The organism is Olivibacter sitiensis DSM 17696 (assembly GCF_000427965.1).
GTDB lineage: Bacteria > Bacteroidota > Bacteroidia > Sphingobacteriales > Sphingobacteriaceae > Olivibacter > Olivibacter sitiensis.
Window position 1 is genome coordinate 15,836 of the sequence record NZ_ATZA01000018.1, and the last position, 17,445, is coordinate 33,280.

A 17,445-nucleotide genomic window follows, 5' to 3' on the forward strand; every position below is an offset into this window, starting at 1 on the left:
TCTTATAATCCTGTTTGTTGTTCTATTGGGTCTAGTTCCAGCTTCAGCCCGTCCCAGACAATGGAAGCCATGTCCTTGAGATCGGTTTCGTTGACCGGCCTGTCGCCCATAATATGCCGCTTGGCCGTGATGACAATGCTACCTACAAAGGTAGATGTGAGGATATCCATACGGTAATCCTTGATAAGCCCTTGCTCTACACCCCGATTAAAAAAGGAGACAAAATCATTCTGGCAAAACTGCGTGTCATTGTTCTTGATCAGCTTCTGATAAGGGGACGAAAAAAACTGATCGATGAAATTCAGTACCTCGGGGTGTTCCAGGTAATATTTGCAAAGATCCATCCAGATGCGTTGAAAAGCCTTGGGATAGTCGTCCGTCAGATCATCTTTCATCCGGAAAATCTCGTTGTGCATCTGCTGTTTTACCTGTTTGAAGAGGGCTAGAATGAAATCATCTTTTGATTCAAAATGGTGATAGATGGTTCCTGCTGCCACACCCGCCTCGGAACTGAGCAATGACATGGATACACCGTGTATCCCATGCTGGTTGGCCAATTTCAAGAACGTGGTAAAGAGGATGCTCTTCTTATCGCTTATATTTTTCAATTGAACGTTCATTCGGTTGCAAATGTAGAACATTGAAAGATTAAAATTGTCTTAGAAAAGTCATTGATTGATCAAATAGAGGGGCAACATATTGCGTCTGTACTAAATCTTCCAATCTTGAGTCGGCTTTAGTCTCTAAGCTTTGGTCTTTAGCCTTTAATAAGCACGATTTTCCCTGATGAAAGCACCAGCTTCTTGTCTATCGAGTCTGGAATATCCTCTGGGTAATGGCTCACGTATATGATCGTGGTATTTGTTTCTTGGCAGATGTGGGTGATAATAGCCTTGAAACGATCGCGCTGTACGGACGAAAGTCCCTGGCAAGGCTCGTCCAAGATGAGCAAGGGTGGGGTTTTGATGAGTGCCCTGGCCAATAAGCAGAGTCTTTGCTCGCCCGTGGTCACCATTTTGAGCAGTCTGTGCTTCAGTTGATCTATCTCAAAAACTTGCATCCACCTTAGGGCTTGTGCTTGCCTTTCTTCGCTCACCTTGCGAAAAAGGCCATCTGTATCATAATAGCCGGATAAGATGACCGATAAGCAACTTTGGTCGACGGGGAAGTACTGGTGTTGTTCCGGCGATACATAGCCTATTTTCTTTTTGATGTCCCAGATGCTTTCCCCACTTCCTCTCTTTCTGTCAAACAAGACGATGTGGTTTGCATAGGCCTGTGGGTTATCGCCATTGATTAGGCTAAGCAGGGTCGATTTTCCGGCACCGTTGTGTCCTTGCACTACCCAATGCTCTCCCTGTTTTACAGTCCAGTTGATACCGCTTAAAACTTGTTTATCTCCATAGCTAATGTGTACGTCTTTCATTTCCACTATTCGTTCAAAAGTGGGAAGCTTTTGCTTGCTTAGCTCTTCCCTAAGTAGTGCCTCTTTTTTTAATGTGGACTCTTGGTTATTGGCAAGTACAAGCGGGGTGAGTGCTATCGATTCTTTTTTCCCTTGTGCATGTATGCGGCCATCTTGTAACCAGGCTACATGGGTGATGCTATCCGGAATCTCGGTGGCACTGGTAGCTAAAATAAGGTGAATGCCCGACTGGATGATTTGCTGCAAGATATCGTCAAAACGCTCCCGTGTTTCGCGATCCAGGCCAATGAGTGGTTGATCCATCAGCAATATGGAGGGGTTCTTCAATAGGGCCAGGGCAAAAGTGAGCCGGCGGCTTTCGCCATTGGAAAGCATGATGATCTTTTTGTCTTTCAGGCTCGATAGGTCGAGGGTTTGTATTACCTTATCCAGTGTCCAAAAATTGTTCCAGCTGTTTTTGGCGTATTTAACCAGGTATTCCTCCACCGTGTCGATATCATCCAGTTCGCTACTATTGAAGCGCTGCTGGTAGTAAAAGTTTTGTACGTTGGACTTGCTCTTAAAACTATGTTGTGGTGTGGTAAGGGCAATGAGGTCATGGAAGCTCCTGTTGCTGCCATCACCCTGGTGCGCCTGAAGATAAGGCTGGGCAAAAGGCGCTTTGTAGCTGCCCGAGCTTGGGCGCAGCTTGCCCGCTATGAGCGATAGCAAGGCACTTTTTCCTGCCCCAGATGCGCCTACAAGTACCCATTGCTGTCCTTCCTGTAGCGTAAAATGGATGTGATCTAATATGGTTTTTCCTTGGTTTTGAACGCTTACTGCTTCTAGGGACAATAGTATGGACATGCTGAACGAGATTGTTTTTTCTTGCGAATATCTAGATAACAAAGGATATATCTAAAATATAGCGCACAGAATTTTTGCATGATGCTGCTTAGATGCCAGGACTATGACCTATCCTGAAAATATCGGTCAGCTCGCCAGTGATACATCATCTTTCGTGACCTCTTTTATAAAGACAGAAGGTTTTACGCCTGTACGGGTCTGGAAGGCCCTCGAAAAGGCCGTCGCGTTATTGTACCCCACATGCTTTGCCATCGCTTCTATCGAGTATTTAAAAAATATCGAATCACGGTTGTTGACCAGTTCATCCAGCACATAGTTTATGCGTAGGCTGTTGAGGTATTCCGAGAACGTTTGGTTCTTGTGCTTGTTGATGGTGGAAGACAGATAAGTCTGGTTCGTTCCCAGCTGATTGGCCAGCTTCTCCAGGGTGATATTGGGTCTTAAGAATTTTTTATTTTGCTCAAATTGGTTTAGTTTGCCCAATAGCTGTTCAATTACTTCGTTTTTTAATGGTACATTAGTTTTTTTAGTCGCCTCTTTGACCAGGGTAGGCGTTACCGGGCCGGGAGTAGACTGTTCCTGCAATGTTTTTATTTTTTGGATAAGTTCCCGTGCGGTTTTTTTTGTTTTCTGCTGCCTATGGTACATGCCGGTAACGGCGAACAGGAGTACTAGTACCGATCCGGTGACGGTCAGCATGGTTTTGTTTTTCTCCAGGTAAATCACTGTTTCCAGCTCCTCTTTTGCCCGGAGCAGGTCTTTTGTGGTGTATTCCTTATATATCCGGCTGAGCAGGTGCTTGTGGTGCTGGCTGAGAACATTGTCTACCAGTACTAGTTGCCCCATGTACTGTATCTGCTTGTCCTTGTCGTTCCGTGCTTTATAGTAGTTGATGAGCAATTCGTATCCCTCCCTTAGGTCGGGGTGCGTGTAGTTTCTGGACCTGAATACCTCGTCTATTTTCGTGAAATAGGCGAGGGCCTTTCCCTTATCCCCTTTGTCCCAATAGGATTTCCCGATATAGAACTCGCCGATACTGGCCCAGGCAAAGTCTTCGTTCTCGTACAGGAAAGGCAATTGTTGTGCTATCTTGTGGATGGCGCTGTCATGTTTGCCGAAGATATAGTCATTGATGCCCTGTTTGAAGAGTACATAGTGTACATCCAGTTCGGAAAAGCCCGCCTTTTCCGCAGAGATGAGTGCTTTGGCGAGTAATTCGTTGCTTTCTGCTATGCGGTTGGTTTTGGTATAGCTCCAGGCCAAGCCCAGCAACGAACTTATGTAGCCCCGGTGCATGTTGTAGCTGTTCTCGTCCCGGCCAAAGTAGGCAACACAGGCATCAAAAAGCTCTTCTGCCTCCTCATAATAGCCCAGGTAATTCTTGAGGAGGCCTATATGGTTCTTGATGCGGTATTTGTTATATACATCATGGGTCTGTGCAATATAGTCATTAGCTTTTAGGTAATGATCAAGGGCTTTTTGATAGTCCTTGGTGCTATAGTAAACTGCAGCTTTAGTCAAATAAGCGCTTCCTACAAGTGCTTTATCCCCGGTTTGATGGGCATAGTGCAGCGCACTGTCGATAAAAGATAATCGATTTTCTTCTTTTTGGTAGAAAACAAAACTTCTGTAATAAATGGCTATCCGTCCGGTATTTTTTTCTCTTCGGGCTTTCTGCAGGTAATAGTTGAGATAGAGGGACATTTTCGTGGAATCATATCTGTTCTCATCGACCAGATTATCGAGCTCCCTATAAGAATATTTCGCCAAACTATCCTGCATACCTTGTGCAGGAATTGCTTCAAGGAGGCAAAACAACATACAGAGAAAATAAAGGATATTCCTTCTCGAAAAAGCCATAAAAAAGTCGGGTTTCTTGTAAAGATACCCCTTTTGTCTCTTTTTTCAAATAACGAGTTGGTTTTTTGGTTTAAACAATTTATTATGAGTTTTTTATATGGTTGAAATGCTACTGACAATTCTTAAATTTTTTAAGGATTGTCAGTACTACCTTTTGCCAAAAGCGGAAAGATTGCTTTGGTTTGCTGGTAGAAAAATGAACAAAGCCGGCAGCGTTCATGATGATTTGATTTTAAACGAACTCATTATGAAAAAAAAATATGCTTTGTTAGCAGGTTTAGCCCTTTTACTTTTTATCGCAAATGCTCTTTCGGCCGGTGTCGATTGCTTATAAGTATATAATGCGTAAGATAATAAATCAAGACAGGTCTTATTATCTTACGCTAATTGATATTTAATCTCTTTAGTAATGGAAACAAAACAAGTATTAAGGATTTATTTGATCCTTTCGGTGATTATTTCTTTTCTATTCCCCTTCACAGGCTTGATCGCATTGGTAAATGCAATCCGGGCAAACAGAGCAGGACTAACCAAAACAGATGAAATAAAGAAACATCTGAACAATTCCTATAAATGGATTATCATCACTGTAACGGTGTTTGTCCTTGTGTACCTTCTCTTTATCTCATTTTTTATCCTGACGAATCTAATGCTCAAGAGATAGCGGAGGAGAACCAATCGTTGAAAATCGAGGATCGCGACTCAATGCCGTTCATTTAGTGGTTTCTTGCGGATGCAAAACAGGGCTGTCACACTACGGTTTGTCCTGGGATATGTTGACACGTCACTTGTATAGCTAAAATGGCATTGTTGATGAGAAATTTCTGGTTTCTGCTTTTAAACTTAAAAAATAAATATACAAACCATCATGAACAAGTGGCTTAGCTGCCTTGCATTATTGTTTCTATTGTTTTTGTCCTGTTATAAAGAGGACGAGCTACTGCCTGGTAAAACCTCCGAAAATACGGTATTGATATATATGGCAGCAAACAATGACCTGTATTTCGACGCAGAGGAAGACTTGGAGGAAATACTGCAATCCAAGATACCCGACAACGGTAATCTACTTGTCTACATAAGCGGGCCTTCCTACTCTCCCTATGCAGCGCCCAAGCTTCTGCGCCTCAACGGAGCTGATTTCGAGACCTTGAAAGTTTACGGAGATCAAAATTCAGCCACCGGAACCGTCCTGAACAAAGTCGTTACGGATGCCATTCAATTGTTTCCAGCTAATAAATACGGACTTGTGCTCTGGTCTCACGCCACGGGTTGGCTTCCCCCAAATTCCTATCAGGCGATAAGCCAGATGCAAGGGGTGGACAGGCATCAAGATGGATTGATGGTAAAATCGTTTGGAAGGGAAAGCCAGCAAGAAATGGATATTGCTACCTTAGGGGCTTCAATCCCCATAAAGTTTGATTTGATCGCATTTGATGCATGCTTAATGGGAGGTATCGAGGTGTATTACCAACTCCGCAACAAGGCAAGCTATATCATTGCATCCCCTACCGATGTCCTTTCCACCGGTTTCCCGTACAAGGAAATCGTTCCTAATCTTTTTGTGGGAGAAGATGGTTATAAAGAGATCGCTGCCGAATATATGGAATTTTATCAAGGTCAGGACGGAGTTTTCCGATCGGCAAGTATCTCATTGGTCAAAACGGACAGACTGCCCGAATTGGCCAATGAGATACTTGAATATTACAAGACGAATAAAATTGACAAACTGCCAAAAGACCTGGACATGCAAAACATTCAAAGATATGACAACCTTAAAACACCTGTTTTTGTCGATCTGGAAACTTATTTGGCTCAGTTGTTCAACAGAGACGAGCTTGAAGAAATAAAGACATTGTTATTGGAGATTGTTGCATATAAAGATTTTACGGATCACTTCATTGACATCCCTCTGAATAAAAGCAGCGGCATGAGTACCTATGCCTCCTTTGGCGATGATAACCTAGACAATGCGTACAGGAAACTTGACTGGTATGTTGATGCATTGGATTATTAGCTACATCATTGACCTTTCCAATATTTCTATGCTTTTATGTAATTCCTCAGGCGTGGATGAAGCAAAGCCCAATCTTGTCCCGTTTTCTTCCGAATAGCCATATTCCTTGAAAACCGATCCGTTGGAAATGTATAAATCCTTTAGGGCAGCTTTTTTTGCTATCTGTCCCAAATTGAGGCTTTCGTCAAACTTGGCCCATACGGCCAGACCGCCTTCGGGAATCTGGAAATTTACGTACTGGCCGAGTTGGTCTTTCAGCAGTTTGCAGAAAATGTCCCGGCGCTCCCTGTATGCGCGTAGCGACTTGCGTACATGGCGTTGTATGATGCCGTTTTGGAGGAGCTCGGCCATGGCATTTTCCAGCATGGTATCGCCTTGCCGGTCTACAAAGCGCCTTAGCTTTGCCAAATGCGTAATGGCATTTGCCGGCCCTACTACATAGCCAATCCTGAATGCGGGAGACAGCGTTTTCGTAAAGGAGCCGCAATAGAGTACCATGCCCTGTTCGTCGGCACTGGCAAGTGGGAGCAAAGGCTTGTTTTCGTAGTGGAAGTCGTAATCGTAGTCGTCCTCAAATAGTATAAAGCCATATTGCTCGGCGAGCTTTAGCAATGCCATGCGCCTATCGGCCTTGAGCGATACGGTGCTAGGGTAGTGGTGATGGGAAGTGACATAAACCATCCTGATTTTATGGTGTTGGCATAAGTGCCGCAATTCGTCGATGCAGAGGCCATGCGCATCTACTCGGATTTTCATCACTTGTGCTCCAGCCTGTTTAAAGATGGTGGCGGCGCTGCCCCAGGTAGGAACCCCTACCACTATTTTGTCTCCGATTTCCAGCAAGGCGGTACAGCTGAGGTATAAGCCCATGACAGATCCCCTGGTTATGAGGATATTCTCTGGCCTGGTGTTTAGCGCTCTTGTCTGGTTGAGGTAGGCTGATAGTTCTTCCCTGAGCCATGGCGTTCCGCCAGGATCGGCATATCCTAGCCTATGGTAGGCGTTGCCCATGAGCAATTGCGTGCGATAGGCCCTCGAAAGGTCCCGCAGAGGAGCTAGTCTGCTATCCGGAAAGCCATCATCCAAGTGGTATCTGAAATGGTTCTTGTTTATTGGCCGATTTAAATGGGGGGCATAAGCCATGCCGAATCCGGCAGTTTGGCCTGGCTGACGTACGCTGCTTTTGCCGATTATCTTTCTGGGATTTATTTCCGGTAAATTATAAGCCACGAATGTGCCGCTTCCTACATGGCTTTCCAGCCATCCCTGCGCCAATAATTCGTCGTAAGCCCTAATAACCGTCTTTCGATGAATTCCCAATAGTTTTGCTAAGTCCCTCGTGCTGGGAAGGCGATGGCCGGCAGGCAATATGCCCTGCTTTATCAAGTTGGCTATCTGTACGGACACCTGTAGGAATATGGCCGAGTCTCCATCTTTGTTTAGCGCTATCAACGAAGTGAATGGATGCATGATTGGACTACGTCTTTTGTAAAAATTGGATGATTATCTGCATCCAATAAAGGTATATTTTTGTGTTGAAAAGGAAGAAATATATGAAAAAATACCTTGTACCAAGTCGAGCGGCCAAACGAGCACATTACGATGAGGCCACCATCCACGCCATTTTGGACGAAGCATTATATTGCACGGTGAGCTATGTGTCTGAAGGCTTACCATTTTCCATTCCAACGGCCTTTGTGAGACATGGGGATAAGCTGTATATACATGGATCGGTAGGTAGCCATTTCATTCGGATATTGGAGCAAGGTATCCCTGTTTGTATTTCGATTACCCTGATGGATGCCTTGGTTATTGCCAAATCGGCCGTTAGTCATTCGATGAACTATCGTTCTGTCATCTTGTTTGCCACTGCCGAAAAAGTGGAAGACGACATGCAAAAAGCCGATGCGCTTGAGTGGTTGACCAATAAAGTAGTGCCCGATAGCTGGGATTACCTTAGGCCTATGACTGATAAAGAGCTGCGCAAGACCACGGTTTTGGCTTTTGACCTGGCCGAAGCTTCTGCCAAAATCCGTACGGGCATGCCCAATGATGAACCAGAGGATGAATCACTTCCCATCTGGTCGGGAATTATTCCTTTGCAAACGAGCAGGCTTGCCCCTATAGGAGATGATTCCAGTCAAGGGATTCCCTTGCCAGCGCATTTGGAGAACTTATTGCGTTAACATAGGTTGTCGTTAGGTCAACTCTACCTTGATACACCGTTAAAACTATGTTGATAGATCAAGCTATCCCTAATTTGATGAGAATCAGATAGGGAATAATCTATAGTGCTAGTGCGATTGAGGTTCGAGAGCGATGGGAAAGATGGCGTATGCCTGTTCTTTTGCATCCTTATTGTCGTATCTTTGCATCCATGTCTATTGGAATAGAAAACGATACGATAGTAGCCTTGGCTACGCCACCGGGCAGTGGTGCCATAGGCGTCATACGCCTTTCCGGGCCAGAGGCCATCGCGATATGCAATCAGGTTTTTAAGGGCAAGGACCTCGCTCAACAGCCCTCACATACCATTCATTTTGGCACTATCCGCGATGGGGATGAAATCATCGACGAGGTATTGGTCAGTCTGTTCATCGCCCCGCACAGCTATACCAAAGAGGACGTAGTGGAAGTCTCCACGCACGGCTCCAATTATATCATCGAGCGTATCATCAAGCTGTTTATCAAGCATGGCGCACGCGGGGCCAAAGCAGGCGAATTTACCCTGCGTGCTTTCCTGAATGGCGCCATGGACCTATCGCAGGCCGAAGCAGTAGCCGACCTGATCGCTTCCAACTCTGCCGCATCCCATCAAGTGGCCATGCAGCAGATGCGCGGTGGATTTTCCAACGAACTGAAGCAATTACGGGAGCAGCTCATCCATTTTGCGTCCATGATAGAACTGGAACTGGATTTTTCCGAAGAGGACGTGGAATTTGCCAATCGCGCGCAACTGAAAGAATTGGTATTGCAGATAGACAGGGTGCTGCAAAAGCTCATTGCTTCCTTTGAGCAAGGCAATGTACTGAAAAATGGCGTACCCGTGGTCATCGCCGGAAAACCCAACGTGGGCAAATCTACCTTGCTTAATGCCTTGCTCAACGAGGAAAGGGCCATCGTGTCCGATATCGCCGGTACCACGAGGGATTCTATTGAGGATGAAATCAATATCAAAGGGGTTACCTTTAGGTTTATAGACACGGCAGGCATACGCGATACCTTGGACATCATTGAGGCCAAGGGGGTGGAACGTACGCGCGAAAAGATGAGGCAGGCCCGGTTAATCATCTACCTGGTAGATCCTACACAGGACAATGTGGAGGAAGTGGCCCAGCAGGTGGCGGAACTCAAAGATTTGCAGATTCCTTATCTGCTCATCGTCAATAAAAAGGATCAATTGCAAGCGGAACAAAAAGCTGGTTATGAAACTTTGGAGCCTCTGTTCATAGCTGCCAGGGAAAAGGAAGGGGTGGAGGAGCTACAGGAAGAACTGTTGGCCCTCGTCAACCTGCGAAATATCAATGCCGATGATGTATTGGTGACCAATATCCGCCATGTAGAAGCCTTGCAAAAGACACAGGCTTCATTGGAAAACGTACTTTATGGCGTAGACCATCCCGTCACTTCCGATTTCTTGGCCATGGATATCCGGCAGGCCTTGCACCATCTGGGAGAAATTACGGGGAGCGTCTCTACGGATGACTTATTGGAGAATATATTCTCGAAGTTTTGCATCGGGAAGTAGGTTTTGATAATCATCAATTGCAATCCATAGAAATATATGATTTAATAAACTAAAAATCAATTTATTGTATAAATATCATTTCTTTTTGTTTTTCATTGACTAACCTTTATTTTGTATCTTTTTGTACCTTTGTTGGGATGTTTTAACGGAGGTACAAATAGGTACAAGATTATGGAACGAACCCGATCAGTCAAATTACGAGAGAAAGAATTAAGCGATGGGCGGTTAAGCCTTTACTTGGATTACTACCCGCCTGTTTATATCCCCGAGACGGGTAAGGAATCCAGACGGGAGTTCCTGAAGATCTATATCCATAAAAAACCCGCCAACGCTGCGGAAAAGGAGTACAATAAAGTTTGCCGGGCTAAGGCCGAAAGCATCCGGTCGGAACGCGAACTCCAATTGATTAATCGGCAATTTGATTTTGCCGACAGGTTAAACGCGCAGCGTGATTTTCTTGCCTATTTTAAAGAACAGGTTAGAAAGCACAACAAGTCGAAAGGTAATCACGACAATTGGTATGGTACGTATAAATACCTCGAAATGTACACGAACGGTCAGTGTACGTTTGGCGACGTAACCGAGAAATTCTGCGAGGGTTTCAAAGAATTTTTGGGATCAGTCAAATCCATTCGGTCTAATACCGTTGGCCTTTCCGCCAATACCCAATACAGCTACTTCAATAAATTCCGTGCGGCCATCAAGGAAGCGTTTCAGGAACGGCTTTTTTCCGTTAATCCCATATTGCGCGTTAAAGGACTGCCACAAGGCGAGACACATCGGGAGTTTTTGACATTGGAGGAATTGCGGGCGATGAAGGAGGCGGAATGTGATTTGCCCATTCTGAAACAGGCATCGCTTTTTTCCGCACTTACGGGATTGCGATGGTCGGACATCATCAATTTAAAATGGGGCGATATCCACCATTCTGCCGAACATGGGTATTACATCCGTTTCGTACAGCAAAAGACCAAAGGTGCAGAAACACTATACATACCCGATCAGGCGTACGAACAATTAGGTGAAAAGCAGCGTGCCGAAGAGCAGGTTTTTAAAGGGCTTAAGTATTCGGATTACATCAGTTTGCAGATTTCCCGATGGGCACTGCGTGCCGGAATAACCAAGAAACTGACGTTCCACTGTTTCCGACACACCTATGCGACGTTGCAGCTAACCATGGGTACGGATATTTATACGGTGTCCAAACTTTTAGGGCACCGGAACGTGAAAACCACGGAAATTTACACCAAGGTCATTGACGAAAAGAAAATTGAAGCCGCAAGACGCATTATACTTTAGGCAATGGGAATACTTAAACGGAATCCAAACAAGACACTCAGCCCCGAAATGGGATATTGGAAATACCTGCTGTTTGAGTATTTTGGAGCCTATGACGATGGTAGTCTTGAAACGCGGCTGAAAGCATTGCAAGTTGGCTGGATGATTTTTAGCAGAGAAGGGAAAGCAGCTTATGAATTTGTCGAATTTCATAAAAACAAACGTCGCGTATTGGGTGATGTGCTGAAATATTTATATGTCATTGTCGGTTTAGGCGGTTTTATCCTGTTGCTTTATGTATTTAGCGCACCTTTTTTCTTTGCCCTGCTGGCTTTCGTGCCACCAATAATAATCCATCTTTTGGCGTATAAGCCCAGGTTAAAACAAAATCTACGGCACGTTACGCATATTCTTGAAAATAGTCAGCGATTTACACAACTCATCAATTTGCCAATTGACGATGAGAACGGACTCCGAGCGTTCATCGAATCGTTAAGAGCAGGAAACAAGGATGCTGGCGAAAGAAAAAATGACACAGAGGCTCATGAAGCTTTTTCCGATGACCTAATCAGTGATTTTCAATTACAACTTCGGGAGATCAGCAAGAGGGAGAATCAATTCAATCAAATGCCCATGCGTGAGGTGATTGATTTCTTTAACGTGATGTGTTGCCCGGCATGCAGCAAAGAAGTAGCGCAAATGTCAGAAGCTGACTTTCTGTTGTTTCTGAGATCAGCATTTCTGCTGCATCCCATGCCGATGAAAATCGTCTTGAAAAATAAAAAGCCCGTCATCACAAGAATGATTTTCCATCAGTTTATGCTTGCATCGTATGACAAGCATCATGATAAAAAGGATATACCTAAATACGCAACCCTACTGTGCGATCATTTTGAAGGTTTCGAGTTCGAAAAGACGATTCGGAATTTTCGGACAGATGATAATCAACTGTTGGAAAGAATAAGAAACGATTACAAAAGCCATTTACAATTTTTACGGTATCTACAATCTTCATAGAGAACGCTAAAAATGCTCTTATCATTGCGGGAAACAAGTTTTTACGCAATGGAAAATCCCTTTGTATTATTAGACCAACGGCTTGATCGGATCGAGACGTTGGTAATGGAAATGAAGAATGGAACCGTTGAAAAGCCGGCTCCGGATGGCTATGATATTATCGATATCGATGAAGCTACCCAACTTTTAGGCATTGCCAAACCCACCGTTTACGGAAAGACTTCCCGGGGTGAAATCCCCCATATGAAAAGAGGGAAGCGGCTTTATTTTTCCAAGAAAGAACTCTTGGAGTGGCTGAAGTCCGGGCGAAGGAGAACGCGAGCGGATATCGAGGAGGAAGCCAAAGCTTATATCCTGCGAAAAGGTTCGCCGTTCCGTGGTAACCCATCTTATTAAATTTTTTGTTGACTAAATCACTTCGCCATGAAACAGGATAGTGATAACACCTATATCCGCGTAGGTACGACGTTGTATAAGCGGGTGAAGAAGCCGTTGATCAGCGGTAAAGATGAAGATATGCTGATTGTGTGGAATTTGGATACCATCAAACAGGATTACCCCAACAATTGGCGGGAGGTTATCAAAGGTATCGACAAATACAATGGCTTCTGTACCATCCCGGAGCATTTGGACTACCGGAGAAGCTACCAAGGTTTCTATAACCTCTATGAACCTGTGGTACACGAACCCAAAGAGGGTACATATACTACTATTCTCCAATTTATCACCCATATTTTCGGGGAACAGTACGAATTAGGGCTCGATTATTTGCAGCATTTGTATACCCAGCCCCGGCAACGTTTGCCCGTGCTGTGTCTGGTAAGCAGCGAGGGGAACACCGGGAAGACAACTTTCCTCAACCTGTTAAAGTCCGTCTTCGGCAATAACATGACGTTCAATACCAATGCCGATTTCCGGAGCAATTTCAACGCCGACTGGGTATCCAAATTGATTATCGCGATTGACGAAGTGTTGCTCGACAGGAGGGAAGACAGCGAGAAAATAAAAAACCTCAGTACCGCCAAATCCTACAAGGCAGAAGCCAAGGGCAAAGACCGTTTCGAGGTGGAATTTTTCGGCAAAATCATCCTGTGTTCCAACAATGAGGAAAACTTCATGGTCATCGGTTTGCAGGAAACCCGCTATTGGGTAAGGAAAGTACCCACATTACCATCGCTTGATCCGGATTTCCTCTGGAAACTTGAAGCAGAGATACCGGCATTTCTCGATTTTCTGCTTCACCGGAAACTGGCCACTAAAAACAGTTCCCGCATGTGGTTCACGCCGGAGCAGATTGCTACATCTGCCTTACGGAAGGTGAAGTCATATTATGTGAATAAGGTGGAATTGGAACTCTACGAGACCATCCGCGAAATCATGGAGGCAAAGGAGGTGTTGGACTTTTGCCTGACCAATACCCACGCCAAGATCCTGTTGGAGCGATCAGGTATCAAGGTATCCCGTTCGCAGGTGCGCCACATCTTGGAAGACCAATGGCGTTTGAAGCAATACCCCAACGCGTCCACCTTTACCACGTATCTGTATGACCACAGCGGCTACCTATTGGAACTGGACGGCAAGGGCAGGTATTACCGGATTACCCAACAGGACTTGGAACGCATTTATAGTGGAATGTTGACTTTTTAAAGTAAGGTGTTAATAATGAGTTTTTTGATAAGTCAACATTTGGTCAACAAATGGTCAACAATCAACAATAAAGTTGATAGGCTGTCAACAATCGAATCCAAATGTTGACCGGAAAGTTGATGGAAAGTTGACCGGTTAAACGGCAATAAAACAATGGCTTATGGTGAAAAGTCAACATAGCAACATTTTTAAGGTTCACTTTTGCTGTCTTTTTTCTTTAGCCAGCAAAAGGAAAAATACGATAACAAACCCGTATATGGAGAGGGTAGGTCGCATGTGCGAAGCAAGCCATGTTTCCGTCAGACGGAAACGCTTGCTTCGGCGTATTTACCACTTCGTTTGTACGTATATCCAACTATAGCTATATATGGCAAGACCGACTAAAGAGAGAAAAGACCAGCGGTACATCCGTGTCACCGTGCGGCTTACGGAAGCGGAATCCGCGCAATTGGAAAAGCTTTCTGCCTATGCGGGCCTGCAAGCTTCGGAGGTAATCCGCGAGGCCGTATTTAAGAATAGGATACTACAAGCCAAAGTGCCGGTGCTGGATCAGCAAACATACGTGGAGTTGAAGCGCATCGGCAACAACATTAATCAGATTGCTAAGCACCTGAATTCCGGACAGGATGTTGGTGCCAAGGTGTATTTGGAAACAATTGAAAAGCAGTTATCCATCATCCTAAAAAAACTCATCCAATGATTGCCAAACAATCCATCGGTAAATCGTTCATGGGCGCGTTGCATTACAACCTGCGGAAGGTGTTCAGCAGAAATGAGGAAGAACGAGCAGAATTGTTGGAAACCAATTTTTCCACGCTTGACAACAGCACCGTTAAAAAGGAATTGGAGATCATGCGCTTGCGGAATCCACATTTGCAACGGAATACCTATCATGCCAGCTTGAACTTTTCCGATAAGGAGCAAATCAGCAACAAAACGATGCTGTCCATTGCCAAAGAATATATGGAACGGATGGGATTCGATGACAACCTGTATTGCATCTTCCGGCATCACGATACTTCGCATCCACATTGTCATATTTTGGCGTTGCGCAATCGCTTTGATGGCAAAGTGGTGAGCGACAGCAACAATTATCAGCGCAGTGAGAAAATTGTCCGCGAGCTGGAAAATAAATACGGACTGATAGAAGTTATCGATAGCAAACAATCGAAACACAAGGCTCCGACCAAGGACGAAATCGAAATGGCGCTCCGTACCGGAAGCCCCTCAATGAAAATGCTGCTACAGGAAAAAGTGGCGGCGGCCATCGAATCATCAAAGGACATGGGCGATTTTATCGGCACGCTCCGTAAGGACGGCATCGACCTATTGTTCAACCAAGCCCGCACCGGGCGGGTTTCCGGCATCACCTATTTCATGGATGGTTTCATGGTGACAGGTCGATCATTGGGGCAACAATTTAAATGGAGTTCACTATTAAAGGAGATTTACTATGAGCAAGCTCAACATGGCGAGGCAATTGGCCAAGCAAACGACCGGACAAAAGCAAAATACGGAGAAAGAGCAACGGGAACAACCGCTGACCATCGACAAGGCTTTGGCGGAAATGTTCACCATGATACTGGAAAATCAAAAGGTGTTGAACCGATTTCAGCACGACATAGCGAGCGTCATCAACAAGCGACTTCCAAATTCAGCAGCGACGGATCAGCGACTGGCGAAGATAGAGACGACACTTTTGGAGATTACCCGCGCAATGCCGGAATACAACAAGCAGCAACGGAAAACGAGAAATCTTTTGATGGCGATATTTTTCCTGAGCACGATACCATTTCTCGCACTGGTAGCAGCTCTTGGTTTGATGGCTTGGCTATCGAGATAACACCCGACGAAGATGACGAGCGGCTCAAGCGAAAGAAGCGGGGATTAGGACGGTAAACAGCCTATTTATGCGTATATTTGCCATATCCTAACGATGAAGATTACGGTCATTTCCGATACCCACGGCCAGCACCGGTCACTGAAATTGCCAAAAGGCGATATACTCATCCACGCTGGTGACGTAAGCAAGCGGGGGCATCCAGTTGAGATTGAAGATTTTTTGGATTGGTTCAGCAAGCAGAAATTCACTTACAAGGTATTCATCGCGGGCAACCACGATTTCTTTTTCGAGCAGGCGCACCCACGGATTATCGAGCAGATGATTCCCAAAGGCGTGATTTACCTAAATGATTCCGGTTGTGAAATCGAGGGATTGAAGCTATGGGGTTCGCCCATCACCCCGTGGTTCAATAATTGGGCATTCAATCGGGAGCGAGGAACTGAGATCAAACCGCATTGGGATCTGATACCCATAAATACCGACATTCTCATTACCCACGGCCCGCCTTTTGGCATCTTGGATGAGACGGTGTATAGCAAAAGAACGGGCTGTGAGGAATTATTGCTGAAAGTCTATCAAGTGAAGCCCAAGCTCCATGTTTTTGGGCATATCCATGAAGATTACGGGCAGTACATCAAAGGGGATACCACTTTCGTGAACGCCAGCGTGCTGGATGATCATTACCAATTAGTACATCAGCCGGTGGTGATAAATCTTGATGAGAAAAGGCAATCTCGACATCAGCTATCAGCCAAAGAAGAAAGCCCGCTTTCTTAAAAACGGGCTCCCTAATAAAAGCAATCGGCCACTTTTTTACATTATCCGCTCGATATCTTCGTGAGATGGTGCGATGGCTTTCAGCAGGCTCATCGTACCATAAAACGGCTCCGTGATTTTTCGCTCACCGTTCTCGTTGAGAATCAGTGCGCATTGAAGCAGTTCAATCAATTCAGGATAGAGGCGACTCAACGTGTCGACTTCCAAACCGCCAACGTCTTTGGGATCAAACTCAATGATGAGTTTGTTTGGTTCAATGGTGACCATATCTAAAGATTTAAGGAATTAAAAAATCCCTTGCTTTAGGTGTCCTAACGCTCTTTAGAAGGCGTCCGGGGGCTTTCGCCTGATCCGCACCATAACAAGGGGTAACTTAATGCTTTGTTCATATCTAAAGATTCAAGGAATTACAAATGTACCGTAATTAATTGGTTTTTGGAATAAAATTTATCTCAAAAAATGAGATGTCAGTCCAATACGACAAAATACACTGTTCTCTGAAATTAGCTAAGGATGATTTGCTTATCCATTCTGGAGAAGTACGTAGGTAATTGCATGACCATAAATCGGACACATACGCCAGTGTTGATCTCTTAATAAGCCGTTTCCGGTTTTCCGTATTTTTTAATATGCCTCGTTGATTAATTTTGATTGACTTGGTGCTGGATTATTTATGCTGCATTATTAGTCTATCTCACAAAATGAGATGATAATCGGATTTTTGCGTATATTGTGAGGCAATTTCAATAAGCTGAACGATGAACCGAATCAAAGCCGTATTGCAGGAGAAAGGGCTAACGCAAACGTGGCTGTCCGAGCAATTGGGTAAAAGCTATAATATGGTGAATGCATATGTGCAAAATCGGCAACAGCCGAGGTTGGAGGTGCTGTTTGAGATTGCAAGGATTTTAGAGGTGGAGGCTAAGGATTTGATTGAAAATATTGGTGCTGTTAAAAGATATTAAAGCAGCACTTAACTAATACAAATC

Annotated in this window: 18 protein-coding genes; 13 read left to right on the forward strand and 5 right to left on the reverse strand. The window is 44.7% G+C overall.

Annotation, left to right across the window (positions count from 1 at the left end):
* Nucleotides 1-2: 2 nt before the first annotated feature.
* The 3 genes from A37S_RS0111020 to A37S_RS0111030 form a co-directional block, all read right to left on the reverse strand.
* Complete coding sequence (locus tag A37S_RS0111020) at nt 3-620, reverse strand: TetR/AcrR family transcriptional regulator (RefSeq protein ID WP_028297030.1); 618 nt, start codon at nt 618-620, stop codon at nt 3-5.
* Nucleotides 621-757: 137 nt separating this feature from the next.
* The gene (locus tag A37S_RS0111025; RefSeq protein WP_028297031.1) at nt 758-2,272 is read right to left on the reverse strand and encodes an ATP-binding cassette domain-containing protein; all 1,515 of its coding nucleotides are present in this window, start codon (nt 2,270-2,272) and stop codon (nt 758-760) included.
* A 126-nt stretch (nt 2,273-2,398) separates the two neighbouring features.
* Nucleotides 2,399-4,132 (reverse strand): helix-turn-helix domain-containing protein, encoded by a 1,734-nt coding sequence (locus A37S_RS0111030; protein WP_084163866.1) that lies wholly within the window; start codon nt 4,130-4,132, stop codon nt 2,399-2,401.
* 97 nt (nt 4,133-4,229) lie between these two features.
* On the opposite strand from A37S_RS0111030, the gene A37S_RS0111035 reads away from it, so the two are divergent.
* The 3 genes from A37S_RS0111035 to A37S_RS0111045 all read left to right on the forward strand — a co-directional run bounded on the left by A37S_RS0111035 (nt 4,230) and on the right by A37S_RS0111045 (nt 6,146).
* Nucleotides 4,230-4,466 carry a hypothetical protein gene (locus tag A37S_RS0111035; RefSeq protein ID WP_028297033.1) on the forward strand — a complete coding sequence of 79 codons (237 nt, stop codon included), beginning with the start codon at nt 4,230-4,232 and terminating at the stop codon, nt 4,464-4,466.
* Between the two features lie 75 nt (nt 4,467-4,541).
* Entirely contained in the window at nt 4,542-4,796 is a 255-nt protein-coding gene (locus A37S_RS27480) for a hypothetical protein (RefSeq protein ID WP_028297034.1), read from the forward strand.
* Nucleotides 4,797-5,000: 204 nt separating this feature from the next.
* Nucleotides 5,001-6,146 carry a clostripain-related cysteine peptidase gene (locus A37S_RS0111045; RefSeq protein WP_028297035.1) on the forward strand — a complete coding sequence of 382 codons (1,146 nt, stop codon included), beginning with the start codon at nt 5,001-5,003 and terminating at the stop codon, nt 6,144-6,146.
* On the opposite strand, the gene pdxR is transcribed toward A37S_RS0111045, so the two are convergent.
* Nucleotides 6,147-7,616 (reverse strand): MocR-like pyridoxine biosynthesis transcription factor PdxR, encoded by a 1,470-nt coding sequence (gene pdxR / locus A37S_RS0111050; RefSeq protein ID WP_028297036.1) that lies wholly within the window; start codon nt 7,614-7,616, stop codon nt 6,147-6,149.
* Between the two features lie 83 nt (nt 7,617-7,699).
* On the opposite strand from pdxR, the gene A37S_RS0111055 reads away from it, so the two are divergent.
* The 9 genes from A37S_RS0111055 to A37S_RS24440 all read left to right on the forward strand — a co-directional run bounded on the left by A37S_RS0111055 (nt 7,700) and on the right by A37S_RS24440 (nt 16,456).
* The gene (locus A37S_RS0111055; protein ID WP_028297037.1) at nt 7,700-8,332 is read left to right on the forward strand and encodes a pyridoxamine 5'-phosphate oxidase family protein; all 633 of its coding nucleotides are present in this window, start codon (nt 7,700-7,702) and stop codon (nt 8,330-8,332) included.
* Between the two features lie 191 nt (nt 8,333-8,523).
* The gene (gene mnmE, locus A37S_RS0111060) at nt 8,524-9,894 is read left to right on the forward strand and encodes a tRNA uridine-5-carboxymethylaminomethyl(34) synthesis GTPase MnmE (protein WP_028297038.1); all 1,371 of its coding nucleotides are present in this window, start codon (nt 8,524-8,526) and stop codon (nt 9,892-9,894) included.
* Nucleotides 9,895-10,065: 171 nt separating this feature from the next.
* On the forward strand, nt 10,066-11,193 hold the full coding sequence (locus tag A37S_RS0111065; protein WP_036602290.1) for a site-specific integrase: 1,128 nt from the start codon (nt 10,066-10,068) through the stop codon (nt 11,191-11,193).
* A 3-nt stretch (nt 11,194-11,196) separates the two neighbouring features.
* Nucleotides 11,197-12,189, forward strand: a complete 993-nt coding sequence (locus A37S_RS0111070; protein WP_028297040.1) for a hypothetical protein — start codon at nt 11,197-11,199, stop codon at nt 12,187-12,189.
* A 12-nt stretch (nt 12,190-12,201) separates the two neighbouring features.
* Complete coding sequence (locus tag A37S_RS24430) at nt 12,202-12,585, forward strand: helix-turn-helix domain-containing protein (protein WP_084163867.1); 384 nt, start codon at nt 12,202-12,204, stop codon at nt 12,583-12,585.
* 27 nt (nt 12,586-12,612) lie between these two features.
* On the forward strand, nt 12,613-13,836 hold the full coding sequence (locus tag A37S_RS0111080) for a DUF5906 domain-containing protein (protein WP_028297041.1): 1,224 nt from the start codon (nt 12,613-12,615) through the stop codon (nt 13,834-13,836).
* Between the two features lie 367 nt (nt 13,837-14,203).
* Nucleotides 14,204-14,536: a plasmid mobilization protein gene (locus tag A37S_RS24435; protein WP_051293034.1), complete on the forward strand. Its 333-nt coding sequence runs from the start codon at nt 14,204-14,206 to the stop codon at nt 14,534-14,536.
* Nucleotides 14,533-15,735, forward strand: coding sequence for a relaxase/mobilization nuclease domain-containing protein (locus tag A37S_RS0111090; protein ID WP_028297042.1), 1,203 nt, complete (start codon nt 14,533-14,535; stop codon nt 15,733-15,735). The genes A37S_RS24435 and A37S_RS0111090 overlap by 4 nt, the downstream gene beginning before the upstream one ends.
* 37 nt (nt 15,736-15,772) lie before the next feature.
* On the forward strand, nt 15,773-16,456 hold the full coding sequence (locus tag A37S_RS24440; RefSeq protein WP_051293036.1) for a metallophosphatase domain-containing protein: 684 nt from the start codon (nt 15,773-15,775) through the stop codon (nt 16,454-16,456).
* A gap of 36 nt (nt 16,457-16,492) precedes the next feature.
* Here A37S_RS24440 and A37S_RS0111100 read toward each other — a convergent pair whose 3' ends face one another.
* Nucleotides 16,493-16,723, reverse strand: coding sequence for a hypothetical protein (locus tag A37S_RS0111100; protein WP_028297043.1), 231 nt, complete (start codon nt 16,721-16,723; stop codon nt 16,493-16,495).
* A 491-nt stretch (nt 16,724-17,214) separates the two neighbouring features.
* Here A37S_RS0111100 and A37S_RS0111105 point away from each other — a divergent pair, with 491 nt between their 5' ends.
* The gene (locus tag A37S_RS0111105; RefSeq protein WP_028297044.1) at nt 17,215-17,421 is read left to right on the forward strand and encodes a helix-turn-helix transcriptional regulator; all 207 of its coding nucleotides are present in this window, start codon (nt 17,215-17,217) and stop codon (nt 17,419-17,421) included.
* Nucleotides 17,422-17,445: the final 24 nt, after the last annotated feature.